Below are 25,438 nucleotides of genomic sequence, written 5' to 3' on the forward strand. Positions count from 1 at the left end.
GGGCTTATAACCGAAAGGATAAAGAAAGAAGTCCGCAAAACACGTCTTTCTCATTACCCACTCATAGTCAGATTGTTAACGGCAATCCGGTAGAAACTTGCGGGCCATATCCCCGCGATTATATGAGTGAATCTTTTTATGAATTTATTCACATTATAGCATGGTAAATAGGTAAATCAATCATTTTTTACAAAAAAGCGAATAATTAATGATAATAATCGATTTTTGTTCGGTTTTTGAAAGAGTTTCTATCGTTGTGAAATTCTGATAAAGACTATGATTGAATAACAATTCACTTTCATGTACTATTAATCTTAGTTATGTAGTCAGAAAATTCAAAATTAGTTCACCGGTAAATACTAACCGGTCAGTAAGATTGTTTGGAGGAATAAAAATGGTAGAAAAAATTCGGCCTTTTTGGCCAGACCAGCTTCCTGCCCAACTGGAATATTTGCAGGGAGAAATGCCGCTAGTGGACTACTTAGAACAACACGGGAAACAAAGGCCTGAGGAACTGGCTTATATTTTTTATGGCACAAAGATTACCTGGGGAGAGCTTTTAGGTTATGTAAACAAGTTCTCAAATTATTTGCACCATAAAGGGGTAAAGAAGGGGAGCTGTGTTGCCCTTTATTTGCAAAACTGTCCGCAATATATCATCGCTCATTTTGCCATTCAAAAATTGGGCGGTATCGTCATCCCGTTAAACCCGATGTTTAAAGAACATGAGTTGGTTTATTACTTAGAAGAAGCTCCAATAGAAGGAATCATTGCCGGTTCTGATGGTATTCCCCTTATCCAAAAAGCAATCGAGAAAGTACGTCCTCTGAATTTTATTGTTACGACCAACTATGATGATTTCCTCCCAGACCAGACAGAATGGAAGTTCCCAGATGAGTTCATTTTTCCAAAGCAATCCTTTTCTGAAACAGAGCATTTTGTTGACATTCTTCAAACTGAAATACCTTTTGAAGTGAAAGAAAATGTGGATTTGTGGAGTGATGCAGGCTTAATGGTCTTTACTTCAGGTACTACCGGCCGTCCAAAAGGAGCGATGCTTACCTACGGGAATGCCTTATTTAAAACGGCAGCCTCCGCGCAGGCAAATGGAATGAGCCAGGATGAAATTCTTATGGCCAGTGCGCCTTTATGCCATATTGCTGGGATGTTAATGGGGTTAAATACGCCAGTTTATTCAGGAAGACCCTGCGTCTTGTTTATAAAATTCGATCCATCCGCAACCGTTGAAGCCATTGAAAAATATAAAGTCAGTTATTGGTACAGTATTGCACCGATGAACTGGGCTATCTTACAAATTCCTGGGATTGAAAAGAGAGATTTATCGAGCTTAAAAACGAATTTAGCAACAAGCTTTGGCGTTCAAGTAACGAAAGAACTCGCTGAACAGTGGAAAGAGGTCACTAATGGCTGTGTTCTATATGAAGCCGCTTACGGATTAAGTGAGACCCACACCTGTGATACTTTTATGCCTAAGGAAAAAATTAAATTTGGATCCTGCGGCATTCCGGTTTATGATACGGAAATTCGCATAATCAATCTTGAAACAGGTAAAGAGCAGCCTCCAGGTAAACAAGGGGAAATAATCGTAAAAAATCCGGGTGTGTTTAAAGGTTATTTAAATCGCCATGATGCCACTGCCGAGACATTAAGGGATGGATGGGTACATACCGGAGACATTGGCTGCCTTGATGAAGATGGCTATTTATTTTTTCAGGGTCGTGTAAAAGAAATGATCAAATGCTCTGGATATAGTATTTTTCCGGAAGATGTAGAAGCGCTGCTCAACTTACATCCCGCCATTCGTCAATCCGCAGTGATTGGAGTTCCTGACCCAGTAAAAGGGGAAGTGGTTAAAGCATATGTAGTGTTGAAGGGCACGGAAAAAGAAAAAGTAATACCCGAGGATATTATCATGTGGGCGAAGGTGAATATGGCCGCCTATAAATATCCTCGCTATGTTGAAATAATGGACCAGCTTCCAGCTACACCGTCTGGGAAAGTACTTAGAAAATTGTTAAAAGAGAATTAGGAGAGAGAGCTCATGGACTATTTACAGCAATTAACTGGTGAACTTCAGGCAAAAAAAGAAACGGCCCTTTTAGGCGGAGGCCATGAAAAAAAAGCGGCCCAGCATGGCAAGGGATTGCGAACGGCAAGAGAGAGAATTGAAATGTTAGCTGACCACCGCACTTTCATGGAGTTTGGTATGTTAAATACTTCGGATGTGAAAGGGACGGAACATAAAAGCTATGGTGACGGACTGATTGTCGGTGTAGGGAAAGTGAATGGGAGACCTGCTGTTATTCAAGCGGGAGATAAGACCGTTTTTGCTGGCACAGAAGGAAATGTCCACATTAGGAAATCGAAAAGCATTCATGAATTTGCCGTAAAAAATGGGCTGCCGATTTTTTCACTTCATGAAGGCGGCGGCCTTAGGATGCCAGATGGAATGGGCTCCGATGGAATTAGTGATAAATTATTCCCGAGAGAAATGTTAACGCTTCATCGTCAAGTCCCTACGATGACGGCAATATTAGGCGACAGCTTTGGGGGGCCGACATGGGCTGCAGTATCTTCCGATTTTGTTACCCAGCTTCACGGAACTTGCATGGCGATAGCGGGGCCGCGAATGCTTGAGCTTGCTAACGGCCAAAAATTATCACCGGAAGAATTGGGCGGAGTCGATGTGCATCATCGTTATACAGGGCAAATTGATGAGGATGGGGCCACTGAAGAAGAGTGCATAGAGCAATTAAAAACCTATTTTTCGTTTATGCCGCAAAATTCAGGAGAAAGGCCCCGGATGAAGGCAACGACCGATGATCCTTATCGTTCAGTCGAAGACGTTTTGACCATCTTACCACAGCAAAGCAACCGCGTTTATAATATGAAAAAAATCATTGATTTAATTGTAGATGATGGTATTTCCTTTGAGTATCAGAGGAAGTTTGGAAAAGGATTGATCACTGCTTTTGCCCATTTGAACGGTCATGTTGTCGGGATCATTGCAAACCAGCCAAGTCATTATGCCGGTGCTCCCGGACCCCAGGAATGTCAAAAGGCTACTGAATTTATTTGTCTGTGCGATTCCTATCATATTCCGCTCATTTTTCTCCATGATACACCGGGTTTCCGGATCAGCAGCGAGGCGGAAAAAGCAAAGATGCCCACGAAAATTATGGTTTGGAATCAAGCGCTGGCCTTATCAACCGTACCTAAAATATCCGTGGTTATTCGTAAAAGTATTGGTGCGGCTTATGGTAATATGTGCGGGCCAGGCATGGGCGGGGATTTGGTCGTAGCTTGGCCAACTGCAGAAATTAATTTTACCGGACCAGAGGTTGGAGTAAACGTTGTATTCGGCCGAGAGTTGGCACGTTCAGAAAATCCAAGTGAACAACGTAAAAAACTTTTAGAGCTTTGGTCCTTTGATAGTTCCCCGTACAAAGCGGCAGCCAAACATTTAATCGATGATGTCATTCAGCCAAATGAAACAAGAAAATTCCTCTGTCAATCGCTTGAATATTTGCTAACATCAAAAAGAGAAAAAAGCGAACGACTCTTAGCAACATGGCCGACCGGAATCTAAATGATAAAAGAAAGAACCTTTCCAAATGGATTGGTTCTTTTTCTTTGCATCGGACTGTTCAAAATATCCTTTCCGCCAGTTGGGTAATCTAAAAACATAAAAATATTTTTATTTTTTGTCCTCTACGTATGAACATTTTATAAAAAGTGTGATAAAGTATATTACAGGAATCCTTTAACAAAGGCTTTTATGAAGATATTGATGTCTTTTTGGAGTGGACAAATGTATTTTTTAAACGACAAAGGGATGTTCAGATAATATTAGGGGGTATTGAAAATGTCCAGTAACATTTTGGAGAAATTTTTAAACGAAAATCTTGAAGATTTAAAAGGCAAAGGCCTTTACAATGTAATAGACCCATTAGAAAGTCCAAACGGACCAATGATTACCATTAACGGTAAAGAACTTGTTAATCTTTCTTCTAATAATTATTTAGGCCTGGCAACAGACGAGCGTTTGAAAAAAGCTGCCGCTCTTGCGATTGAGCAGTATGGTGTCGGTGCAGGAGCCGTTCGGACCATTAATGGAACTCTCAAGCTTCATGTTGAATTAGAGGAAAAGCTGGCTGAATTTAAACATACAGAAGCAGCGATTGCATATCAATCAGGATTTAATTGTAATATGGCCGCCATTTCAGCCGTAATGGATAAAAATGATGCGATTTTATCAGATGAATTGAACCATGCCTCCATCATTGACGGCTGCAGACTTTCAAAGGCAAAAATAATCCGCTTCAACCACTCTGACATGGAAGATTTACGAGTAAAAGCGATGGAAGCAAAAGAATCTGGCAAATACAATAAAATCATGGTTATTACTGATGGCGTATTTTCCATGGATGGCGATGTTGCCTTATTACCTGAAATAGTAAAAATTGCGGAAGAATTTGATTTAATTACATATGTCGATGATGCCCATGGTTCTGGTGTTCTTGGGGAAGGAGCAGGGACAGTCAAGCATTTTGGCTTGTCTGACAAGATTGATTTCCAAATTGGAACACTTTCAAAAGCAATAGGGGTTGTCGGCGGTTATGTTGCCGGGAAGAAAAACCTGATTGACTGGCTAAAGGTTCGCAGTCGTCCTTTCCTATTTTCAACCTCATTAACCCCGGCAGATGTGGCTGCAAGTAAAAAGTCAATTGAAATCTTAATGGAAAGCACTGAGCTTAATCAAAAGCTTTGGGAAAACGGCAACTATCTGAAAAAAGGCTTAAAGGAATTAGGTTTTAATATCGGCAACAGTGAAACGCCAATTACACCGTGTATCATTGGAGAAGAATCACTTACTCAACAATTTAGCAAGCGGTTAAATGAAGAAGGCGTTTATGCAAAAGCGATTGTTTTCCCGACGGTACCTCAAGGTACAGGACGGGTCCGCAATATGCCAACTGCGGCCCATACAAAAGAAATGCTGGATAACGCTATTTCAATATATGAAAAAGTCGGCAAAGAAATGGGTATTATTTAAGACTAAATTGACTGAAGTGGGGGTTCATCATGAAGCGAATATTAATTACTGGTGCATTAGGGCAAATTGGCTCTGAATTAACCATGAAGCTAAGAGATATTTACGGAACAGACAATGTAATTGCTACAGATATTAAAAAGAATGACAGTGAAGCGGCCCAAAGCGGTCCATTTGAGATCGTAGACGTAACCGATTTAAAATCCATGGTTGAGATTGGCAAAAAATATAAAGTTGATACGGTCATGCATTTAGCCGCACTGCTATCTGCTACAGCTGAAGAGAAACCCGTATTTGCTTGGAATTTGAATATGGGAGGGCTAATGAATGCCCTTGAAACAGCTAGGGAGTTAAAGGCACAATTTTTCACACCAAGCTCAATCGGAGCTTTTGGTCCAACTACACCAAAGGATGAAACACCGCAGGATACCATTATGCGCCCTACCACCATGTATGGGGTTAATAAAGTAGCAGGCGAATTATTGTCTGATTACTACTTCCATAAATTTGGGGTCGACACACGTGGATTGCGTTTTCCTGGCTTAATTTCATACGTTGCCCTACCAGGCGGAGGAACCACAGATTATGCCGTGGAAATTTACTATGAAGCAGTCAAAAATGGTAAATACACATCATACATCGATAAAGGCACTTACATGGATATGATGTATATGCCAGATGCATTGAATGCGATTATCGATTTAATGGAAGCAGACGCATCCAGATTAATTCATAGGAATTCATTTAATGTTAGTTCTATGAGCTTTGATCCTGAAGAAATTGCTGCAAGTATTCGGAAGTACATTCCTGGATTTAAAATTGCCTATAAAGTGGATCCTGCCCGTCAAAAGATTGCCGATAGCTGGCCAAATTCCATTGATTCCACTTCAGCAAAAGAAGAATGGGGCTTTAAATTCGACTACGACTTAGACAAAATGACGAAGGATATGCTTGAAAAGCTGCAACAAAAATTACAATTGAAAATACCTAGTTAATGAGAAAAGCGCAAGCGCCCGTCTAGCGATACTTTCTTATCTATTACAAAAAACAGCGAAGGACGCCTTCGCTGTTTATCTTTTCACATAAATTAGTTTATCTTTTTTCTCTGTTACTCTTCCAATAATCGATGCTTGTCCTAACCCATTAGAATGGAGTCCTTCTATATATTGATGTGCATCTGATTCACTTAAGGAAACCAGAAGACCACCAGAAGTAATGGCATCACAAAGGACTAGCTGCTCTTCAGGAAGAATCTCCTCATAAACAACATCATCATTTATCCATTTATGATTCGATTTTGAACCCCCAGGCACAATACCATTCTTTGCAAGTTCAACAGCGCCTTCTAAAACAGGTACTTGTAAACATGATATTTGGAAGCTGACATTGCTGCCGCGAGCCATCTCGCTGCCATGTCCTAGTAATCCAAATCCTGTAACATCCGTTACGGCATGAGGGGTAAAGTCTGTTAAAACTTTGGCGGCAGTTTTATTGAGCATGGCCATAGTTTCTGTTACAGCTTGTTCCTGCTCTTTAGTTACAGTACTTCTTTTAATTCCGGTGGTAAGGATGCCAACCCCTATCGGTTTTGTTAAAACGAGCACATCCCCAGGTTTTGCCCCGACATTTTTCCAAACCTTATCAGGATGGACGATACCTGTTACTGAAAGTCCGAATTTCGGTTCTTGGTCATCGATCGAATGGCCGCCAACGGTAATCGCTCCGGCTTCCTTTACCTTGTCAGCAGCACCGCGGAGTATTTCCGCCAACATATCAGCACCAAGTTTTTTGATTGGGTATCCGACAATGTTTAGGACTGTTTTCGGTTCACCGCCCATTGCATAGACATCGCTTAAGGAATTGGCCGCCGCAATTTGTCCAAACATATAAGGATCATCCACAATCGGGGTAAAGTAATCGACCGTTTGAATTAAGGCAATTGTGTCTGTTATACGGTATACACCGGCATCATCGCTTGTTTCATGTCCCACAATCAATTCAGGGACAGGGTCTTGTTTTGGTAATTGACGCAAAACTTGCGCCAGGTCCTCAGGACCAATTTTGCAGCCTCAACCAGCTTTTGTTGATAAAGAAGTCAGGCGAATTTTTTCAGTTTCACTCATAACATGTCCACCTCCACTTAAATAGTATAACAATATGGCTTATAGGAGCAAAACATTTGCGGTAGAATAAGCTGTAAGATAAAATGTTTCTACTATAGAAAGATTAGACAGAATTAAGGGGGGTACATATATGAAAAATTATCATGTGATTGTTGAATTTTGCATGCAATGAAACTATGCACCAAAAGCCGCGAGTTTCGCGGAAGAACTATTTAACCATTTTTTTCGTGATATAAAAAAGATGGAGCTCATCCCAAGTTCAGGTGGCGCTTTCGAAGTGACGGTCAATGGGGAGAAGATCTATTCTAAACTTGATACGGGAATTTTTCCAGATACAGATGAAATTATTGAAATTATAGTAGCAAAATAAATAAAACCCTCAAACCAATACGGTTATGAGGGTTATTTAATTTTGCAGTAATATTATTATGTAAACTACTGCAAAAAAAAGATTCTAAGGCAGTGTAATGTAACGATTTTTTCCAAGTCCCTTTTCAGTTTTTGAAATAAATATCTCTAACACGCCGTTTTTAAAGGCGGCGCTTACTTTATGATCAATAATGGAGAAGGGGAAATCGATGGTACGTACTCTTGGTGAGGATGCTGCGGATAAAGAAGAGGTTGGTTTTTGCGCTGTTATATCAAGTCTTCGATCTTCCATTTTCACGGTTATTTCTGAGCTATCATATTCATCCAGTACCGCTTCAACAATCCAATCGTCATCTGTTTCATATAAGTCTATGCGAAATTGGGTAAAATCACATAAGGATGTTAGTGGATCCAAGAAGTAGTTTTTCATCCATTTTTCCACTAGTTCATAATCGATGGATCGTTTTTGAGCAGTATTCCTTTTTTTCATTTTACATATCCTCCTTGCTCGTTTCATATTATTCATCAGCCATAAAAACGTGAAAATGTTATAATAAAATAAATATTTCACCTAACTAGTAACCATTGAGAAGGAGTTTTGGTCATGAAGGAATGGCTTCGTTCGATCCCACCTGTACATGAGTTACAGAACCATCATCGGTTTTTGTCGCTCTTAGAGGAAAGCCGTTTGGATTTTGTTCAACTTTCGAAACAGATGAAAGAAGTAATAGATGAAATTAGGTTTTCGATATTAAACGGAAATTGGCAAAAAGCAAAACCTGGTACATTGGAATTTATTAATGAAGTTTTTGACTCGCTTGAAAAAAGATTAAGATCCCATTTTTCTTTTACACTCGAAAAAGTCGTAAATGCGACAGGGACGATATTACATACGAACCTTGGAAGAGCAAGATTGAGTGAAAGTGCCATTCAACATGTGGTGGATACCGCCAGAAATTACTCGAATCTTGAATATAAATTGATGGAAGGTGAACGAGGCTCTCGTCATAGCCATGTTGAAGCATTAATCAAAGATATTACAGGCGCAGAAGCAGCCATGGTGGTCAACAATAATGCTGCAGCGGTTTATCTTGTTTTAAAGGCTTGTGCTGCGAAAAAAGAAGTTATTGTCTCACGCGGACAGTTGGTTGAAATTGGCGGTTCATTCCGGATTTCTTCCATTATGGAAGAAAGCGGATCCAATCTTATAGAAGTAGGAACAACCAATAAAACTCATCTTTTCGATTATGAAAAAGCCATTGGTCCTGAAACCGCTATTGTCATGAAGGTACATACAAGTAATTTCAAGGTTGTCGGCTTTACAAAGTCTGTCGAAACCGAGGTATTAGTGTCTTTGACCAAAAAGCTGGATCATGTGATTTATTATGAAGATCTAGGCAGTGGTGCTCTATTCGACTTTAAAAAACATGGGATTGGCGAGGAACCAGTGGTAAAAGAGGTTCTTGAAATGGGAGCGGACGTTGTGACTTTTAGCGGTGACAAACTGCTGGGCGGACCTCAGGCTGGGATCATTGCTGGGAAAAAGGCAATTATAGACCGGTTGAAAAAACATCAGTTAGCTAGAGTCCTTCGGGTTGATAAGATGACTCTTGCCGCCTTAGAAGGGACGTTAATCGATTATGCCCGCGGCGACAAAGCGGTTCAGAATATCCCTGTAATTCGTGATTTGTTAGTTACACTTAATGAATTAGACGTAAGATGTCACGGCTTTGTTACAAATTTATTACAAAGAAGTAATGAATATGAAACAAAAATTTTTCAAGATACAAGCCAGGTAGGGGGAGGAACCATGCCTGATGTAGCTTTGCCAACTATGGTCATTGCCTTAAAACATCATTCCATGTCTGCCGAGCAGCTTGGACGGAAACTACGTACCGAAACGAAGCCTGCAATTTTAGGAAGAATACAAAAGGAAGATTTTCTAATTGATTTAAGGACCGTTACAGCTGAAGAAGAAGCAAGTTTAATTGAAGCTTTGGTAAAAATTTAAGCAATACCCCCCTCATTATGGGTGAGGGGGGTATTCGATTACATGTCATGGTGTGAATTATGTTTGGCGCGAGTATGATTTCGATTCTTCACTTTATGAGAACCGCTCATAGGCTCTGGCTGTCCGGATTGTTTTGGAGCATTTTTACGCATATCTTTTCCATCGTTTTTGTTGGCCATTTTTTCATCCCTCCTATCAGTTAGGATGCAGAGCTTAAGTCTTTTTATGCTGAATATTTTTTCTCGTTCTGTGCATTTTAACGGTATACAATTTTAAGGAGTGAATCATAAAATGGCAGACAAATTCCCATATCATAAAGATAAGCAACAAGCATTCCAAGCTGCTCAGCAAGGCTATGAAAATGCACAAGGTTTATTTGAGACTATCGTCAGCGATAGTGCCAGCTATGGGCATCAGCTTAAGCACTTAAAAGACGAAGTAAACGAAGCCTATCAGCAAATTGAAAATGCACTTGAAGTTGCTTCTGAACATCAACGAGCTCAATTAGAACGTTTTCAGCAAGACTTACAGTCCATGGTAACTGAAGTTAATCAAACAGAATAGGAAAAAGCAGGCGGGATGTCCGCCTGCTTTTATTGATTTTTCTTGCGCTTTTTATTGTTCATTCTTTCCATAGCAGATAGATCCCGTTCACTTGCCAATTCCTCATTGTAACCGGCACCTTTTCCTTGTCCCTTGGCTGCATTCATCCCTGGAATGACATGATTAGACTTTCGTTTAACCACTTAATCACCTCCTAATAATGTTACTATTTCCTTTCAAGTTAAAAAAATGACAATTAAAAAGTTTTTTGAGATAATAATAAAGAAAGAAGATATTTTCCCATTGCAAAAACTACAGTAGCTTTGACAACTTTTTCAAAATATTCATAACAACTTACATAAAAAAGCATAAGAAAAACTTATCAACCGCAATAACTTTCTTGTAATTTACTTATGTAATAGGTTGTATTAAGATAAAAATTGTGAGAAAAGTGAAGCAGGATGGGAAAATTCAAACTTTTCAACTTTTCGTGAAATTTGTATTTTTAAGACGAACGAGGGGGTTTTTTACTCATGGTGAAAAATGATGTATTTAACGCACGCGCTTCCTTTGAAGCAAACGGCAAAACTTATCACTACTACCGTTTAAATGCATTGGAAGAAGCAGGCATTGGGAATGTATCCAAATTGCCTTATTCCGTAAAAGTATTACTTGAATCTGTCCTTCGTCAATACGATGGACGTGTTATTGCTAAAGAGCATGTTGAAAACCTAGCAAAATGGGGAACAAATGAGCTTCAAGAAGTGGATGTTCCATTCAAACCAGCTCGTGTTATCCTTCAAGACTTTACTGGAGTTCCTGCAGTAGTTGACCTTGCTTCTTTAAGAAAAGCAATGGCTGACTTAGGCGGCGACCCAGATAAGATTAATCCAGAAAAGACGGTAGACCTTGTTATTGACCACTCTGTACAGGTTGATGCTTATGGATCAGCTGATTCTTTAAAAATCAACATGGATTTTGAATTTGAACGCAACGCAGAGCGTTATCAGTTCTTAAGCTGGGCACAAAAATCCTTCAACAATTATCGTGCGGTTCCACCAGCAACTGGTATCGTTCACCAAGTAAACCTTGAGTACTTGGCTGATGTAGTACATGTTGCAGAAGTTGACGGAGAACTAGAAGCATATCCTGATACATTAGTTGGAACTGACTCCCATACTACAATGATCAACGGTATCGGTGTTCTTGGATGGGGCGTTGGCGGTATTGAAGCAGAAGCTGGAATGCTTGGTCAGCCTTCATACTTCCCAGTACCTGAAGTTGTAGGTGTTAAATTAACAGGTGAACTTCCAAACGGTGCAACAGCAACAGACCTTGCGCTTAAAGTAACTCAAGTACTACGCAGCCATGGTGTTGTAGGTAAATTCGTAGAATTCTTCGGCCCTGGAGTATCTGTGCTTCCATTAGCAGACCGTGCTACAATCGCTAACATGGCTCCTGAATATGGTGCTACTTGTGGATTCTTCCCAATTGACGGTGAATCTCTTGAGTACATGCGCTTAACAGGCCGTGACGAAGAAGGTATTAATGTTGTTGAACAATATTGCAAGGCAAATGGCTTATTCTTCAATCCATCTGAAGAGCCAGTTTATACAGATGTAATCGAAATCGACCTTACTCAAATTGAAGCAAATCTTTCTGGTCCTAAGCGTCCACAGGATTTGATCCCGCTTTCAAAAATGAAGGGAGAATTCGTAAAAGCTGTTTCTGCTCCACAAGGCAACCAAGGCTTCGGCTTACAAGCTGATGAACTTGAAAAATCAGCAACTGTTAATTTCAACAACGGTGATCAAACTGAAATTAAAACTGGTGCAGTAGCTATTGCATCCATCACTAGCTGTACAAACACTTCAAACCCATATGTTCTAGTGGGTGCTGGACTTGTTGCGAAAAAAGCAGTTGAACTTGGAATGGAAGTTCCTAAGTTTGTTAAAACTTCTTTAGCACCAGGTTCTAAGGTTGTAACTGGATACCTTCGTGATTCCGGATTGCTTCCATACCTAGAGCAAATCGGCTTCAACCTTGTTGGTTACGGCTGTACAACTTGTATCGGTAACTCCGGTCCTTTAAAAGACGAAATCGAAAAAACAATCGCAGAAAACGATCTTTTAGTTACATCTGTTCTTTCAGGTAACCGTAACTTTGAAGGACGTATCCATCCGCTTGTAAAAGCGAACTACCTTGCTTCACCTCCGCTAGTTGTTACTTATGCACTTGCTGGTACTGTGAACATTGACTTTGCATCTGAACCAGTTGGTAAAGATAAAGACGGCAACGATGTATTCTTCAAGGATATTTGGCCAACAACTGCTGAAGTGAATGATGTTGTTAAGAAGACTGTTACTCCTGAATTATTCCGTAGAGAGTATGAGAATGTGTTCGGAGACAACGAGCGTTGGAACGAAATCAAAACAAGCAATGAGCCATTATATACTTGGGATGAGGATTCAACTTACATTGCGAACCCTCCATTCTTTGAAGGCTTATCACCAGAACCAGGCACCGTTGAGCCATTATCTGGCCTACGTGTTGTTGGTAAGTTTGGTGACTCTGTTACAACTGACCATATCTCACCTGCAGGAGCAATCGGCAAGAATACTCCAGCTGGTAAGTATCTATTAGAAAAAGGTGTTCAGCCTCGTGACTTTAACTCTTACGGTTCTCGTCGTGGTAACCACGAAGTCATGATGCGCGGTACATTCGCAAACATCCGTATTCGTAACCAAATCGCTCCAGGCACAGAAGGCGGCTTCACTACTTACTGGCCAACAGGCGAAGTTACATCTATCTATGATGCTTGCATGAAGTACAAAGAAGAAGGCACTGGTCTAATGGTACTTGCAGGTAAAGATTACGGAATGGGCTCTTCACGTGACTGGGCTGCTAAAGGTACAAACCTATTAGGCATTAAAACCGTTCTTGCTGAAAGCTTCGAACGTATCCACCGTTCAAACCTAGTGTTAATGGGCGTACTGCCACTTCAATTCAAGGATGGCGACAGCGCTGAATCACTTGGTTTAACAGGTAAAGAAACATTTGAAGTCCAAGTTGATGAAAATGTAAAACCTCGTGATCTTTTAAAAGTTACATCTACTGATGAAGCTGGCAACAAAAAAGAATTCGAAGTTCTAGTTCGTTTCGACTCTGAAGTGGAAATTGATTACTACCGTCACGGCGGCATTCTACAAATGGTACTTCGTGAAAAATTACAAGCATAAAAATGAAAACACCATGCAGCTTTTGCATGGTGTTTTGTTCTTAAATACTATATTGATCGGTGTAAGCTTGATGCTCTAATGCCCAAATAGAATAAAAAAAGTATTTTACGGTAAATAGAGGAGGCTCCTAATGCTCGTACACACCAAAAAATGAACGGCCACGGTAATTAGGAGAGGCTCTTAATGCCCGTTAGCTTCAAAAATCAAGGGCGACGGTAATTAGTAGCGATACATATTGCCCCCAGTTAATGAAGGAAAATCCTATTAGCAGGGAAATGCTTGAACAAATTCCTATCTTCTTGAAAATTAGAGAGATTTTTTTATATGTTTTATTTTTGGAAAAGTGGGATTTGCAGCATCTTGAGGATTGGCAAGCCTATACATTAAAAGATTTAAAACAGAAAATAGAGGATAAAACTCCTTATTCAAATGTTAATTTTAAAGAATTGATTGACAAATTCATTTGATTTTAAATAAAATGGAACTATCAAACGAAAAGGAATGAATTTAGGCCGATGAAGTTATAATCTTATTTTTCAGAGCATGTTTCGAATAACGAAAAATGTTGAACCTGAAGAATAGGATTAGTCTGTCCTTTTTTATGTCCTGATCGTATAACGATGTCTATAAGGCCTTTATTGGCTTATTTGTCGACCGATCTTACATAAAACTCTCTTCAGGTTCATTTGAAGGGAGTTTTTTTATGAACCAAATAATAAAAGTATCTGGATTAGATAAAAGTTTTAACTTAGTGAAAATATTAGAAAATATTCAATTTGACATAAAAAATGGGGATAGGATTGGCTTGGTGGGGTATAATGGCACTGGCAAAACAACGCTGGCTAATATTCTTTCAGGAAAACTTCCCCCTGATAGCGGCCAAATAGAAGCTTCAAAAGATTTAAAGATTGGGTACCTATCGCAGTCCATTGATTACGAAGTTAGTGATTTTCAACAGTCTCTTTCAATGAATAAGGAAACTGAATTATATAAGCATGCAAGTGAACTTGGCCTTAAGAAAGCATATGAATGGGAAGAGAGTCGTTTAACCCATTTAAGCGGCGGTGAAAAGCTGAAGCTCGCCTTGTCTATGATTTGGGCTTCAAAGCCAGGGTTTTTAATATTAGATGAACCTACAAATCATCTGGATTATAAGGGAATTGAATGGTTGATATCTGAATTAGACAAATTTCCAGGGGCGGTGCTTATTATCTCGCACGACCGCCATTTTTTGGATAAGACTGTTACCAGGATATTTGAATTAGAAAATAAGAAAATTCATTTTTTCAATGGGAATTATAGTGAGTATCAAAAGCAAAAACAAAAGAAGTTTAAAGACCATTTGCACCAATATGAAGTACAGCAAAGGCAAGTAGAAGATATCGAACTGCAAATGGATAAGCTTAAATCATGGTCAGATAAAGCGCATAGTACTTCTACGAAACAAGGCAGAGATTATGGCACTAAGGAATATCATCGCGTTAAGGCGAAGAAACGGGATGCACAAGTAAAATCAAAAATGAAACGGCTGCAAAATGAATTAGATAAGAATAAAATCGAGAAACCAATTGAAGATGCAAAAGTAAGATTTCAGTTTGAAAGCGACGGAAAAAGAGGAAAGCGAATTATTGAGGCGAAGAATCTTTCAATGACATTCGAGGAGCGGAATCTTTTTCAAGATACTCATTTTTATATTATTAACGGTGAAAGAATAGGTCTTTTAGGTGAAAATGGCTGTGGGAAATCAACCTTAATAAAAATGATTCTAGGTCATATTGCTTCATCGGGCGGCAATCTATGGACAAGTGACTCCCTTAAAATCGCTTATTTAAGTCAAGATGTGGATGATTTGCCGTCTGATAAGTCAGCGCTTGAAGCATTAGGATATACGGATAGAGAAAGCATTCTTCAAGCCCGTACATTGTTAGCTAATCTAGGGTTGAAAGAGCAGCATATCACAAAGCCCATTAACACTTTAAGTCTTGGTGAAAGAACAAGAGTCAAATTGGTTGATATGTTAGTTCGGGATTACGATGTCCTCATTCTTGATGAACCCACCAACCATTTGGACTTACCAAGCCGCGAGCAGCTTGAAAAAACATTGAGCGAATTTACCGGGACCATTATTACCGTTTCCCATGATTATTATTTCTTAAATAAGCTTTGTGATCGATTGCTTGTGTTTGAGGAACAAACGATTAAACGCGTCGACATGAAACCTGAGGAATATTTAAATAAAGATAACAAAAATAATGATAATCACGAGACATTGTTAATTATAGAAAATAGGATTGCCTCAATTTTAGGAGAATTATCGAATATTGATCAAAAAGACCCGAAATATGTAATTTTGGATCAGGAATTTAAGGACCTATTAAAGCAAAAAAGAAAAATAATCGGCTAATAACTTGAAAAGAGCAGGGCGGACCTGCTCTTTTTAGTCTTGGATTAAATATATCGGCGAATTTTTAGTTTTATCGGCGAAAACTGGACATATATCGGCGAATCGAAATTTCCTCATTTATTATGAATTAAGTCAAGTAAAGCTTTCTCTTTTTCTTCCCGCATCCCAGATCTCCACTCATCGGCTGACATCGAGCGTGTCTTTTCCCAAGCATATATATCAGCAATACTTTCAACAAGAGGCCTGAAGGTAAGTCCGCTTGAAACAGCCTTTTCAATATTTATTGAAAACGTTCCCTTCCAAGGCTGCTCTACATCCGGCGAAATCGGATAATACTCAGGAACATAAAGCGGCATTTCCGTCCAAGGCGCAACCCCTTGATCCACCAAAAATTTTTCATCTGCCCAAACCAATTCAGCATTTGAGCCCGTAACTTTGATACAGGCATCCAGAAACTCCTTCATGGATAAGGAATAATCCGGCCCTGTTGCATTAAAAGTCCCTGCCTCTTGATTTTTCATCATTGATAAGATCCACTTAGAAAGATCATTATTATCAATCAGTTGTACTCTGCGTTCCGGATTACCAGGCGCCAATACCTTCCCACCCTTAGAAATTCTATGTATCCAATAAGGAATGCGATCTGTATAGTCATTCGGGCCAATTAACTGTCCAGCCCGAACGTTTAACACACGTCCTGGCAAATTTTTTTCAGCTATTCGTTCACATAGCGCTTTAAAATGCCCATAATATTCATAAACAGGGCCTTTCACATCTTTTGTAAGTTCATTCGCTTCCTCAAGGTTCATCTCTAAAACAGGATATGTTTCATCCAAATTTTCCGGTATCCAGTCCTTATAGACGGATATACTCGAGATAAAGGCATATTGATTCACTCGGTCCTTTAATACTTGAGTTGAATTTTGAACTGTAAACGGTATAAAACCGCTCGTATCCAGAACAGCATCCCAATAGCGATTCTCTAATTCCTTTAAATCACCAAACCGATCTCCTTTTATTATTTCAACTTCCTCTAATCCATCATTTTGATTTCCGCGGTTAAAAACGGTTAATTCATGATTTTCAGCTAATGCCTTCTCGACAAACGTCCTTCCTAAGAAGCGGCTTCCGCCTAAAATGAGAATTTTCATAAAATTATCCCTCCTCAACGTATATTTATTTTACCAATTTTCAGAAAATAAAAGAAATAAATACGATGCGGCCATAACTAAAAACTAAAAATATTGCATCTACTCTAGATATTGTTACAATATCTATGGTATGTAAGAAAATTCAGCTTTAGATGCAGACTTATACATATAGAAGTGGAGATGATTTTTAAGTGGAAAGCTCATTTTTACAATCTGTTTATTACGAAAACGGAATATTAAACATATTAGATCAAACCAAAATTCCAGAGATTACCGAGTTTCTTGAAATCACGAAAATTGAAGATGCCTGGGATGCGATTAAACAATTAAAGGTCCGAGGCGCACCGGCGATTGGGATTGCTGCGGCCTATGGATTATTACTTGGTATCAAAGATGCACCTGAGAATTCCTTCAACGAATTTTACTCTGTATTTAAAAAGCAAGCTGACTATTTAGCGACATCCCGGCCAACAGCGGTCAATTTATTTTGGGCATTAAAAAGAATGGATGACCGTGCCCAAAAAGAAAAAGACCAACCCGTTGCCCGAATTAAAGAGGCACTTGAAAATGAAGCCCAATTAATCCGAACGGAAGATGAAGAAGTTTGCCGGTCCATTGGTGAGCATGCTTTAACACTTCTTCATAATGGTATGGGTATTCTAACCCATTGTAATGCTGGCGGTATTGCAACGGCCAGGTACGGGACGGCTCTTGCGCCGCTTTATCTTGCGCAAGAAAAAGGCTGGGATATCAAAGTGTATGCAGATGAAACAAGACCATTATTGCAAGGAGCCCGTTTGACAGCATGGGAGCTAATGCAAGCAGGAATCGATGTTACCTTGATTACCGACAGTATGGCCGCCATGGTGATGCAAAAAGGCTGGGTGCAGGCTGTTATTGTCGGATGCGACCGTGTGGCAGCCAATGGAGACGTAGCCAACAAAATTGGTACCTATGGTGTGGCATTACTAGCCAAAGCCCATGAGATACCATTCTATGTTGCAGCTCCAACCCCAACCATCGACTTACAAACGAAAACAGGTGCTGATATCCCTATTGAAGAAAGGGAGGCTTCTGAAATAACGGAAGGGTTCGGGAAAAGAACGGCCCCTGAAGGTGTAAAGGTCTTTAATCCAGCGTTCGATGTGACTCCACATGATATGGTGTCAGCGATCATCACAGAAAAGGGCATACTAAGAGGGAATTACCTAGAAGAGCTTCCAAAACTTTTTAAAAAGTAATGAACGGAGGCAGCAATGAAAATGGAGATAAAACACAAAAAACAAATTTGTGAAATCGGCAAAAGAATCTATGACAAAGGGTTTGTTGCAGCGAATGATGGCAACATTTCCATTCGTCTGTGCCAAAATGAATTCCTTATTACGCCAACAGGTGTAAGTAAAGGGTTTATGACCCCGGATATGATTATCAAGGTAGATGGGGAAGGTAATGTGTTAGAAGGAGATTACCGGCCGACTTCAGAAATGAAAATGCATCTGCTTGTTTATCAAGAGCGTCCGGATATAAATGCGGTTGTGCACGTACACCCACCGTATGCAACGGCATTTGCCATTGCGGGAGTTCCGTTAAATCAAGCCATCATGCCGGAGTCGGTTGTTTATTTAGGAACAATTCCGGTCGCAGAATATGGAACACCATCCACTTCCGAAGTACCAGATGCTGTTAAGGAGTTTGTTCCAGAGCATCAGGGTGTATTGCTGGAAAACCACGGAGCTTTGACATGGGGCCGGAATCTTGAACACGCTTATTTTTTAATGGAATCATTAGAATTTACAGCAAAAATCAATTGGATTGCAAAACAGATGAACGGAGACCGAGAGTTATCAAAAGTGCACGTCCAATCGCTTATTGATATGAAACAAAAGATGGGTATCAATGGGATTTCGCCAAATGGTGCAGATGTTCCAGCTGGGATGCATGCGAAGAAAATCACAAACCTACTCGAACATTCACTCTCAGAGCAGGATATCAATCTAATTGTTGAAAAGGTTACAAGCAGGGTCTTAACAGAATTAAAAAACATATTAAAGTAACATTGCCATTGTTCACAGAATCGGCATAACCAACCTTTGTTTCAACAGGGATTATAGTGTAAAATCAATGGTAGCAAATATGATTGGATAAAGGAGGGAGTCGGGTATGATGAAAAAAGTCATTGCTGCTGTAGTTTTGATCTCATTGCTTACTGTAGCAATTGTACAGGCTATGGACAAAAAGACAGAACAACCCGATACCGCAAGTACTGCATCAATGAATAAGGAAGGCTTAGCAATTGGGGCAAAGGCGCCTGATTTTGAATTAAAAACATTGACTGGTGAAACAGTTAAGTTATCGAACTTAAAAGGGAAGAAAGTCATGTTGAACTTTTGGGCAACCTGGTGCCCACCTTGTAAAGCGGAAATGCCTGAAATGGAGCAGTTTTACAAAGAAAAGGATAATGATCTCGTCATTTTGGCGGTCAACATAGACCCGCAGTTGGAAGTCCAGAAATTTGTTGATGAAAACAAGATCACCTTCCCAATCCTTCTTGATGCAGAGGATAAAGTAAATGAAAATTACCAAATTTTATCGATTCCAACTACTTATTTTATAGATAGTAAAGGCATCATTCAGAATAAATTTACCGGAGCTATGACTCTTGATATCATGAAAAACAATGCAAGTAAATTAAAGTAGTCGAACAACGTTGGTATAATACCAGCGTTTTTTTTTATCTTATATAAATTTTCAAAAAGTTGTAATAATTGCAACCGATTCCGGGCATAATAACTGTTACAATAGGATATAAGGAAGGTGATAGTGATGAGAAAACCTAGAAAACGCTCATTCGCAGAACTAGTATTAGAAAATAAATCTCAACTTTTGAAAGACCGTGCTGCAATGGAAAAAATCGAACAGCGCTTAGAAGAAAAACGCCTCGGCAAAGCAGAGTAATCACAATGTTTGCCAATCATGGTTTGTAATCCTTATGGACAAAATATAACCAAGGAGGGATTTTGACTATGACTAAAGGCTATAAAACAAAACGTTTCGCCCCAGACCATCTAGGGACACAACCTAAAGGGATTAGTGGAAATAAAGGAAACAAAATGAATGATACATCTGGCAAGCATGCACAGGTAATTCAAACAAAAGGTGAATAATTTTATTGGATATAAGACCCTACAGGCTTAAGCCCGCGGGTCTTTTTTGTTGAAATTCTTCACATATTTTTTAACCTCCATGACAAACTATATCTGTACCATTTATATTTAAGGAGGATTCACAGATGGAACAATACAATAACCAACCAAAACCAGATGATCGCAGCGATAATGCTGAAAAGCTGCAGGCCATGATTCAAAATACCGAGGATAATATTCAAAAAGCAGAGCAATCTCTTTCTTTTACGGATAGTGAACAACAACGCCAGCAAATCGAAGCAAAAAATGACCGCAGACGCGAAAGTGTTGAATCATTCCGAGCAGAAATTCAGGATGAAACCTGAAAAAATTTAGACTTAAACGCCTAAGGATCTAGTCAAACATGACAGGTCCTTTTTTTAGGTACATGCCTTATTGTATGGTAAGATAAAAAGGAATTTTTGATGAAGAAGTGATGATATTGAATCAACAAGTAAACAACCAAGACATAATAGAACAGCACATAATCCGTTGGGAAAAAGAATTAGATCAAAATGGTTTTATATCAGATGAAAACCTGTTGATGAGTTTGTTAGGGAGTGAAAGAAATCCGCTAACACTTTCGAAGCTCTTAACCTTTGCGGCTATTTCAAGAAAGTGGCAGAATAAAAAGGATTCACTGGCCGATTTTTGGTTGGACAAAGCGCTAGAGCTAAATCCACATAATCAAGAAGCAAAGGAATATTTGCTTCAGTCTGATTGGAAAAAATGGAAAGATGTATTGACACAGCTTTCTTTTCCATCGATTAGGGAAACAGATAACCGCACGGCTAAAAAGAAAACAGCGGAAGAATACATACAAATTTGCCAACGATTTTTATCAGAGGCTGACGATTCATTAAGTGAATTGGAAAAGGAAATGAACCTTGCAACTGGGCTGAACGATCATACTATTACCTCAAGGTATCAAATGCTTTTTAAGTTGTTATCCTCTGCTATAACCGAAACCGTCAGTCTGTTAAAGGCAGCAGAAGAATACGACCAATCCATCACTGGGGTGTTTCATACCTCCACCTTTTATGATGATTTAAAATCACATTTGGCAGCTGTGGAAGATATTAAGCGGCAATGGCAAGGTCATTTTCAAGAAGAAGAGGCAATCGAAGTAACCTATGAAAATGCCTTGGACCAGCTGAACACAATGGTCGGCATGGAGCAGGTAAAAAAGCGGGTCAACGATTTATATCGATTTATCAAGTATCAAAAGGCCCGCAAAGAAATTGGGTTCCAAATAAAAGATGATTTAAGCCTAAATATGATCTTGACTGGGAATCCAGGAACCGGGAAAACAACACTTGCCCGCCTGTTGGCTAAAATTTATCACGAATTAGGTGTCTTGCCCCGTGAAGAAGTGCTCGAGACGAATCGGGCACAATTGGTTGGAGCCTTTGTCGGTCAGACCGAAGAAAACGTTAAGGCTGTCGTTGAACGCTCGATTGGGGGAGTACTATTCATTGATGAAGCTTACAGCCTTAAACGCGAGGGCCAATCAGGAAATGACTATGGTCAGGCGGCTGTAGATACACTTGTTTCGATGATGACGAGTAAGGAATACGGAGGAAAGTTCGCCGTCATATTAGCCGGATATCCGGAAGAAATGCGATCCTTTTTAGATGCAAATCCGGGCTTACGAAGTCGCTTTCCACAATCTAATTTCATTCACCTCCCTAATTACTCAAACGATGAATTAGTGATGATTGCTGAACAAATTGCTTCAGAGAATGATTATTTTATGACGGAAGAGGCGAAAATCGAAATAGTTAACCGAATAGATATGGAGCGGGTGGATGACACATTCGGAAATGCTAGAACGGTTAAAAACATTGTTATGGATGCTATTTTCAAAAAAGGATCGGAAAAAAAGGTTCATAACGAAGAATTCATTGATTATATGTTATTAAACAAAGAAGACTTCCTGATTGATAACCCGAAAACGGATGATTCACCAAAGGATCAATTAAATAAATTAATTGGTTTAAATTCCATTAAAGATGAAATGCATGCTCTGATTTCTTTTGTAAAAATGCAGCAGTTCAGGCGTAATCAAGGACTGACAACAGTTCCGATTCAGCTTCATGCAGTTTTCACTGGAAATCCGGGGACTGGTAAGACAACGGTCGCCAAACTATATGCTGAAATGCTTAGAGAGTGTAGCATCTTAAAAAGAGGTCATCTGATTGTCGCCAGCCGTGCCGATTTTGTGGCAGGCTATGTGGGGCAGACGGCGGGGAAAACAAAGAAAATGATCAAGCAAGCCCTTGGGGGTGTATTGTTTATCGACGAGGCCTATTCACTACTTAGCCACACTACCGGTGATTTCGGCAAAGAGGTCATTGATACACTCGTCGATGAAATGACAAAGCATAATGAAAATTTGGTTGTCGTGTTAGCAGGATATCCAAACGAAATGGAAGAATTACTAGAAAGTAATCCTGGGCTCCGTTCAAGGTTTAAAAAGTTCTTTTTCTTCCCTGATTATTCTTCGGAAGAGATGCTGTCCATTATGGAAGCCTATGCCGGACGATTCCAATATCAATTGACAAAAGAAGCGAGTATGTTGCTCCGTGAAACGATGGAAGCTGAAAATTTTAAAGGGAATGGCCGCTTTGCAACCAATTTGGTCGATGAAATCATTCAAGCACAGGCTGCTAGATTAATGACAGGGCAAGAAGCAAATCTCCTTGATCATTTTTTATTTCTAGACATGGAGGATGTTAAACTCGCACTGATGAAAATGAAAATGTAAATAAACGAGAAAAGAAAGGAACATTTTTGTGGATAATTATTTTGTTTCTCTAAGAGAAATTCAGCTTTACTACGCAGATACAGATATGATGGGTGTCATTTATCATGCTAATTATTTAAAATTTTTTGAGTTAGGCCGTACAGGGTTTATTGAAGATATTGGTTATAGTTATCTATCAATGGAAGAAGCAGGCTATTATGCGCCTGTCTATGATATTCAAATCACCTACAAAAAGCCGTTAAGATATGGTGATAAAGCTTTCGTCAAAACATGGGTTGAACTTAATGATGGAGTCAAGACCATCTATGGTTATACCATTTTCAATGGGGAGGAGGAGGTGTGTGCCGAAGGAAAATCCACCCATATTATTGTCAGAAAAGATAATTTCAGACCCACCTCTTTCAAGAAGACCTTTCCGGAATGGTATTTAAAGTACGAGGAAATTAAGAAAAAGGATTGAAGCATTGGGGTGAAGTAATTGGCTTTTGGTATAAAAAGGCGGGAGTTAATCGAATGGAAAAGGAAAATCGATAGCGGGGAAATTGCATTTTTAACCCACTACTGGCTGGATGACCGATTCCCTGGTTGTAAGACTGTAACAAAGGTGGGCTGCTCGGATCTTGAGAAATTGGCAGAATGGGGGAAAAAATACGGATTGAGGAAAGAGTGGATTCATCACCGAATCGACGGCTATTCTCATTTTGATTTAATTGGCCCGCGCCAGCAAGAGATTCTTAAGCAGGAAGGTTTAATGGAACATATATGGATGAACGGCACAGTTGAGAATTAAGGAATCTGCAACTGTGCCTAATTTTTTAACCTATTTTTTTATATTCAAAGACTGGTTCCTCATATTCAGAATGATAGGTAATGACTAAATCATGATTGTCAAAGTACCACAAATCTTTTTCTTCAATATAAAAAGTTATCTCATCAAGGTTTGAGGCTGCACCAATATCGACTGGCTCCTCGGTCGAAACTCCGAGAGAAAATCCACTTTGGACCGTACTGCATCCGCCATATCTAACAAAAAAACGGACAAAGTCACCTTTTTTTATATTGAGTTCCTCTTTATACCACGCTGCTGCTTCTTTTGAAATGTGTATATTCATGCGGTCTCCTTTCCATTTTTCCTCACTCATATTATAAATGATAACTCTTTTTGGGCATAACGATTAATCTTGTTAATATATTTATGGGTTAAACTTTGTTGTTGATATACGCTCCAGGCGCTTCGCTTTCCGCGGGCGTGTCGGTGAGCCTCCTCGGCGCTTTAGCGCCTGCGGGGTCTCACCTGACCCGTACTCCCGCAGGAGTCTTCGCGCCTTCCGCTCCAATCAACAGTGTTTAAAGTCAATAATGGCTTAACATAGCCATTATAAATAAGCCGCGGTTTATTTAAGCCACTGAACCATGTGGGATTGGATTTCTTTGTATTTTGCTTCTGCATTTTGCAATCCAAACCCTCCTGCTTTTTCTAAAGGTACGACACGATAATGATGATGTTTATGGCTCGTCACATAGGTTGGATAAAAATTAGGATTCGAAAGTTCAATCGAATTTCCTTTGTCGGAAATATGTTTAAAAATATCGATGGTCGCTAAACCGCCAATATCTTTATAATCACCGTATTGGGCAGAGATAAAATTACCTAATGAATAAGTGATGAACGTCTTTCTGCCATCTCTCGTTTCAATCCAGTCCATCGGCTGAAGGACATGGGGGTGCGATCCAAAGATGATATCAACACCTTCATTTGCTAGAAATTGAGCTAAATCCTTTTGTTCTATCGTCGGGATTCGCTGATATTCATTTCCCCAATGGATGCTCATCACCACTACATCGGCTTCTTTTCTAGCTCGATGAATTTCTTCTTTCATCACTTCTCGATTGATAAGGTTAACGAGAAAATCCTTTCCTTTTGGAACAGGGATGCCGTTCGTTCCATACGTATAGGCAAGGAAGGCAAGCTTAATGCCATTTTTATTGATTATCCTTAATTTTTGACGATCTTTTTCATCAAGGAAGCTCCCAACATGGGGTAAACCGATCGAATTCAAATAGGCAGTTTCAGACTGAATTCCTTTTTCGCCTTTATCGAGGGTATGATTATTAGCCGTAGAAACAATATCAACACCTGTTGCAACAAGGGCATCGGCAACCTCATGGGGACTGTTAAACATTGGATAGCCTGACAGCCCGATCTCTGCTCCTCCTAACATACTTTCCTGATTTGCCGTAAGGATATCAGGATTTTCCAACAACGTCTTTACATTATCAAACATTGGAATGAAATTATAGGAAGCTCCATTGAAGGCATCTTGATAAACAAAATTGTGGATCAGAATATCCCCAATGGCACCAAGAGTAACCTTTTCCGTCATTTCTCGATTTTCAATCAAGGAAGGCCTTTTCTTATGTATCTGAAACGAATGATGCTTTTCTTTTTTGTCGGTATTTTTTTGTTGAAGAAGGAAGTAAGCGGTTCCGAAAATACAAATAAATATTATTATAAACGATGGTACAATGACTCTTTTTTTCATATGTACTCCTATAAGTGGTTTGTTTCTTATTA

Annotated in this window: 26 protein-coding genes and 1 riboswitch; of the genes, 19 read left to right on the top strand and 7 right to left on the bottom strand. The window is 39.5% G+C overall.

What is annotated here, in order from left to right; genetic code table 11:
• Nucleotides 1–44: 44 nt before the first annotated feature.
• Nucleotides 45–146, bottom strand: a riboswitch (purine riboswitch).
• Nucleotides 147–394: 248 nt separating this feature from the next.
• The 4 genes from AC59HZ_RS17170 to AC59HZ_RS17185 all read left to right on the top strand — a co-directional run bounded on the left by AC59HZ_RS17170 (nucleotide 395) and on the right by AC59HZ_RS17185 (nucleotide 6,069).
• Nucleotides 395–2,050, top strand: a complete 1,656-nt coding sequence (locus AC59HZ_RS17170; RefSeq protein ID WP_496547004.1) for a class I adenylate-forming enzyme family protein — start codon at nucleotides 395–397, stop codon at nucleotides 2,048–2,050.
• Nucleotides 2,051–2,062: 12 nt separating this feature from the next.
• Nucleotides 2,063–3,610: an acyl-CoA carboxylase subunit beta gene (locus tag AC59HZ_RS17175; RefSeq protein WP_496547005.1), complete on the top strand. Its 1,548-nt coding sequence runs from the start codon at nucleotides 2,063–2,065 to the stop codon at nucleotides 3,608–3,610.
• 276 nt (nucleotides 3,611–3,886) lie between these two features.
• A complete protein-coding gene (locus AC59HZ_RS17180) occupies nucleotides 3,887–5,077 on the top strand; it encodes a glycine C-acetyltransferase (RefSeq protein ID WP_496547006.1) in 1,191 nt (396 codons plus the stop codon).
• 29 nt (nucleotides 5,078–5,106) lie between these two features.
• Nucleotides 5,107–6,069, top strand: coding sequence for an L-threonine 3-dehydrogenase (locus AC59HZ_RS17185; protein ID WP_496547007.1), 963 nt, complete (start codon nucleotides 5,107–5,109; stop codon nucleotides 6,067–6,069).
• A gap of 75 nt (nucleotides 6,070–6,144) precedes the next feature.
• Here AC59HZ_RS17185 and selD read toward each other — a convergent pair whose 3' ends face one another.
• Nucleotides 6,145–7,197: a selenide, water dikinase SelD gene (gene selD, locus AC59HZ_RS17190; protein ID WP_496547008.1), complete on the bottom strand. Its 1,053-nt coding sequence runs from the start codon at nucleotides 7,195–7,197 to the stop codon at nucleotides 6,145–6,147.
• Between the two features lie 130 nt (nucleotides 7,198–7,327).
• Between selD and AC59HZ_RS17195 the strand changes: the two genes are divergently transcribed.
• Entirely contained in the window at nucleotides 7,328–7,567 is a 240-nt protein-coding gene (locus AC59HZ_RS17195) for an Rdx family protein (protein WP_496547009.1), read from the top strand.
• 84 nt (nucleotides 7,568–7,651) lie between these two features.
• Here AC59HZ_RS17195 and AC59HZ_RS17200 read toward each other — a convergent pair whose 3' ends face one another.
• Nucleotides 7,652–8,056 (bottom strand): Hsp20/alpha crystallin family protein, encoded by a 405-nt coding sequence (locus tag AC59HZ_RS17200; RefSeq protein ID WP_496547010.1) that lies wholly within the window; start codon nucleotides 8,054–8,056, stop codon nucleotides 7,652–7,654.
• A 114-nt stretch (nucleotides 8,057–8,170) separates the two neighbouring features.
• On the opposite strand from AC59HZ_RS17200, the gene selA reads away from it, so the two are divergent.
• Complete coding sequence (gene selA / locus AC59HZ_RS17205) at nucleotides 8,171–9,577, top strand: L-seryl-tRNA(Sec) selenium transferase (protein WP_496547011.1); 1,407 nt, start codon at nucleotides 8,171–8,173, stop codon at nucleotides 9,575–9,577.
• Between the two features lie 38 nt (nucleotides 9,578–9,615).
• On the opposite strand, the gene AC59HZ_RS17210 is transcribed toward selA, so the two are convergent.
• Nucleotides 9,616–9,756 carry a small acid-soluble spore protein P gene (locus AC59HZ_RS17210; protein WP_335443640.1) on the bottom strand — a complete coding sequence of 47 codons (141 nt, stop codon included), beginning with the start codon at nucleotides 9,754–9,756 and terminating at the stop codon, nucleotides 9,616–9,618.
• A 112-nt stretch (nucleotides 9,757–9,868) separates the two neighbouring features.
• On the opposite strand from AC59HZ_RS17210, the gene AC59HZ_RS17215 reads away from it, so the two are divergent.
• The gene (locus tag AC59HZ_RS17215; protein ID WP_430068422.1) at nucleotides 9,869–10,141 is read left to right on the top strand and encodes a hypothetical protein; all 273 of its coding nucleotides are present in this window, start codon (nucleotides 9,869–9,871) and stop codon (nucleotides 10,139–10,141) included.
• A 29-nt stretch (nucleotides 10,142–10,170) separates the two neighbouring features.
• Here the strand turns inward: AC59HZ_RS17215 and sspO are convergent, their stop codons facing one another.
• On the bottom strand, nucleotides 10,171–10,323 hold the full coding sequence (gene sspO, locus AC59HZ_RS17220; RefSeq protein ID WP_496547012.1) for a small acid-soluble spore protein SspO: 153 nt from the start codon (nucleotides 10,321–10,323) through the stop codon (nucleotides 10,171–10,173).
• A 330-nt stretch (nucleotides 10,324–10,653) separates the two neighbouring features.
• Here sspO and acnA point away from each other — a divergent pair, with 330 nt between their 5' ends.
• From acnA to abc-f, 3 genes are all read left to right on the top strand, one after another.
• Complete coding sequence (acnA, locus tag AC59HZ_RS17225; protein WP_496547013.1) at nucleotides 10,654–13,359, top strand: aconitate hydratase AcnA; 2,706 nt, start codon at nucleotides 10,654–10,656, stop codon at nucleotides 13,357–13,359.
• A gap of 275 nt (nucleotides 13,360–13,634) precedes the next feature.
• Nucleotides 13,635–13,826, top strand: coding sequence for a hypothetical protein (locus AC59HZ_RS17230; protein WP_496547014.1), 192 nt, complete (start codon nucleotides 13,635–13,637; stop codon nucleotides 13,824–13,826).
• Between the two features lie 236 nt (nucleotides 13,827–14,062).
• Nucleotides 14,063–15,763, top strand: a complete 1,701-nt coding sequence (gene abc-f / locus AC59HZ_RS17235) for a ribosomal protection-like ABC-F family protein (protein WP_496547015.1) — start codon at nucleotides 14,063–14,065, stop codon at nucleotides 15,761–15,763.
• Nucleotides 15,764–15,876: 113 nt separating this feature from the next.
• On the opposite strand, the gene AC59HZ_RS17240 is transcribed toward abc-f, so the two are convergent.
• Nucleotides 15,877–16,914 carry an NAD-dependent epimerase/dehydratase family protein gene (locus AC59HZ_RS17240; RefSeq protein WP_496547016.1) on the bottom strand — a complete coding sequence of 346 codons (1,038 nt, stop codon included), beginning with the start codon at nucleotides 16,912–16,914 and terminating at the stop codon, nucleotides 15,877–15,879.
• Nucleotides 16,915–17,105: 191 nt separating this feature from the next.
• Between AC59HZ_RS17240 and mtnA the strand changes: the two genes are divergently transcribed.
• The 9 genes from mtnA to AC59HZ_RS17285 all read left to right on the top strand — a co-directional run bounded on the left by mtnA (nucleotide 17,106) and on the right by AC59HZ_RS17285 (nucleotide 23,653).
• Nucleotides 17,106–18,155, top strand: coding sequence for an S-methyl-5-thioribose-1-phosphate isomerase (gene mtnA / locus AC59HZ_RS17245; protein ID WP_496547017.1), 1,050 nt, complete (start codon nucleotides 17,106–17,108; stop codon nucleotides 18,153–18,155).
• 15 nt (nucleotides 18,156–18,170) lie between these two features.
• Nucleotides 18,171–18,968, top strand: coding sequence for a class II aldolase/adducin family protein (locus tag AC59HZ_RS17250; protein WP_496547018.1), 798 nt, complete (start codon nucleotides 18,171–18,173; stop codon nucleotides 18,966–18,968).
• A gap of 106 nt (nucleotides 18,969–19,074) precedes the next feature.
• Entirely contained in the window at nucleotides 19,075–19,611 is a 537-nt protein-coding gene (locus tag AC59HZ_RS17255; protein WP_496547019.1) for a peroxiredoxin family protein, read from the top strand.
• A 126-nt stretch (nucleotides 19,612–19,737) separates the two neighbouring features.
• Nucleotides 19,738–19,869, top strand: coding sequence for an FbpB family small basic protein (locus AC59HZ_RS17260; protein ID WP_160723454.1), 132 nt, complete (start codon nucleotides 19,738–19,740; stop codon nucleotides 19,867–19,869).
• A gap of 68 nt (nucleotides 19,870–19,937) precedes the next feature.
• On the top strand, nucleotides 19,938–20,078 hold the full coding sequence (locus AC59HZ_RS17265; protein WP_420491684.1) for an acid-soluble spore protein N: 141 nt from the start codon (nucleotides 19,938–19,940) through the stop codon (nucleotides 20,076–20,078).
• A 125-nt stretch (nucleotides 20,079–20,203) separates the two neighbouring features.
• Nucleotides 20,204–20,422 carry a small acid-soluble spore protein Tlp gene (tlp, locus tag AC59HZ_RS17270; RefSeq protein ID WP_496547020.1) on the top strand — a complete coding sequence of 73 codons (219 nt, stop codon included), beginning with the start codon at nucleotides 20,204–20,206 and terminating at the stop codon, nucleotides 20,420–20,422.
• 110 nt (nucleotides 20,423–20,532) lie between these two features.
• Entirely contained in the window at nucleotides 20,533–22,863 is a 2,331-nt protein-coding gene (locus AC59HZ_RS17275; protein ID WP_496547021.1) for an AAA family ATPase, read from the top strand.
• Between the two features lie 28 nt (nucleotides 22,864–22,891).
• On the top strand, nucleotides 22,892–23,323 hold the full coding sequence (locus tag AC59HZ_RS17280) for an acyl-CoA thioesterase (protein ID WP_496547022.1): 432 nt from the start codon (nucleotides 22,892–22,894) through the stop codon (nucleotides 23,321–23,323).
• Between the two features lie 18 nt (nucleotides 23,324–23,341).
• The gene (locus AC59HZ_RS17285) at nucleotides 23,342–23,653 is read left to right on the top strand and encodes a hypothetical protein (protein WP_496547023.1); all 312 of its coding nucleotides are present in this window, start codon (nucleotides 23,342–23,344) and stop codon (nucleotides 23,651–23,653) included.
• 25 nt (nucleotides 23,654–23,678) lie between these two features.
• On the opposite strand, the gene AC59HZ_RS17290 is transcribed toward AC59HZ_RS17285, so the two are convergent.
• On the bottom strand, nucleotides 23,679–23,975 hold the full coding sequence (locus tag AC59HZ_RS17290; protein WP_496547024.1) for a HesB/YadR/YfhF family protein: 297 nt from the start codon (nucleotides 23,973–23,975) through the stop codon (nucleotides 23,679–23,681).
• A 282-nt stretch (nucleotides 23,976–24,257) separates the two neighbouring features.
• On the bottom strand, nucleotides 24,258–25,406 hold the full coding sequence (locus tag AC59HZ_RS17295) for a CapA family protein (protein WP_496547025.1): 1,149 nt from the start codon (nucleotides 25,404–25,406) through the stop codon (nucleotides 24,258–24,260).
• Nucleotides 25,407–25,438 lie beyond the last annotated feature (32 nt).

It is taken from the genome of Neobacillus sp. DZ-9 (assembly GCF_059587065.1).

What these genes read in the sequence shown, in the direction of transcription:
- AC59HZ_RS17175 (WP_496547005.1), top strand. Translation starts at nt 2,063, where the DNA reads ATGGACTATTTACAGCAATTAACTGGTGAACTTCAGGCAAAAAAAGAA.
- AC59HZ_RS17215 (WP_430068422.1), top strand. Translation starts at nt 9,869, where the DNA reads ATGGCAGACAAATTCCCATATCATAAAGATAAGCAACAAGCATTCCAA.
- tlp (WP_496547020.1), top strand. Translation starts at nt 20,204, where the DNA reads ATGGAACAATACAATAACCAACCAAAACCAGATGATCGCAGCGATAAT.
- AC59HZ_RS17295 (WP_496547025.1), bottom strand. Translation starts at nt 25,406, where the DNA reads ATGAAAAAAAGAGTCATTGTACCATCGTTTATAATAATATTTATTTGT.
- AC59HZ_RS17250 (WP_496547018.1), top strand. Translation starts at nt 18,171, where the DNA reads ATGAAAATGGAGATAAAACACAAAAAACAAATTTGTGAAATCGGCAAA.
- AC59HZ_RS17180 (WP_496547006.1), top strand. Translation starts at nt 3,887, where the DNA reads ATGTCCAGTAACATTTTGGAGAAATTTTTAAACGAAAATCTTGAAGAT.
- AC59HZ_RS17240 (WP_496547016.1), bottom strand. Translation starts at nt 16,914, where the DNA reads ATGAAAATTCTCATTTTAGGCGGAAGCCGCTTCTTAGGAAGGACGTTT.
- AC59HZ_RS17290 (WP_496547024.1), bottom strand. Translation starts at nt 23,975, where the DNA reads ATGAATATACACATTTCAAAAGAAGCAGCAGCGTGGTATAAAGAGGAA.
- AC59HZ_RS17185 (WP_496547007.1), top strand. Translation starts at nt 5,107, where the DNA reads ATGAAGCGAATATTAATTACTGGTGCATTAGGGCAAATTGGCTCTGAA.
- AC59HZ_RS17265 (WP_420491684.1), top strand. Translation starts at nt 19,938, where the DNA reads ATGACTAAAGGCTATAAAACAAAACGTTTCGCCCCAGACCATCTAGGG.
- abc-f (WP_496547015.1), top strand. Translation starts at nt 14,063, where the DNA reads ATGAACCAAATAATAAAAGTATCTGGATTAGATAAAAGTTTTAACTTA.
- selA (WP_496547011.1), top strand. Translation starts at nt 8,171, where the DNA reads ATGAAGGAATGGCTTCGTTCGATCCCACCTGTACATGAGTTACAGAAC.
- AC59HZ_RS17230 (WP_496547014.1), top strand. Translation starts at nt 13,635, where the DNA reads ATGCTTGAACAAATTCCTATCTTCTTGAAAATTAGAGAGATTTTTTTA.
- AC59HZ_RS17210 (WP_335443640.1), bottom strand. Translation starts at nt 9,756, where the DNA reads ATGGCCAACAAAAACGATGGAAAAGATATGCGTAAAAATGCTCCAAAA.
- AC59HZ_RS17275 (WP_496547021.1), top strand. Translation starts at nt 20,533, where the DNA reads ATGATATTGAATCAACAAGTAAACAACCAAGACATAATAGAACAGCAC.
- acnA (WP_496547013.1), top strand. Translation starts at nt 10,654, where the DNA reads ATGGTGAAAAATGATGTATTTAACGCACGCGCTTCCTTTGAAGCAAAC.
- AC59HZ_RS17255 (WP_496547019.1), top strand. Translation starts at nt 19,075, where the DNA reads ATGATGAAAAAAGTCATTGCTGCTGTAGTTTTGATCTCATTGCTTACT.
- AC59HZ_RS17200 (WP_496547010.1), bottom strand. Translation starts at nt 8,056, where the DNA reads ATGAAAAAAAGGAATACTGCTCAAAAACGATCCATCGATTATGAACTA.
- AC59HZ_RS17260 (WP_160723454.1), top strand. Translation starts at nt 19,738, where the DNA reads ATGAGAAAACCTAGAAAACGCTCATTCGCAGAACTAGTATTAGAAAAT.
- AC59HZ_RS17170 (WP_496547004.1), top strand. Translation starts at nt 395, where the DNA reads ATGGTAGAAAAAATTCGGCCTTTTTGGCCAGACCAGCTTCCTGCCCAA.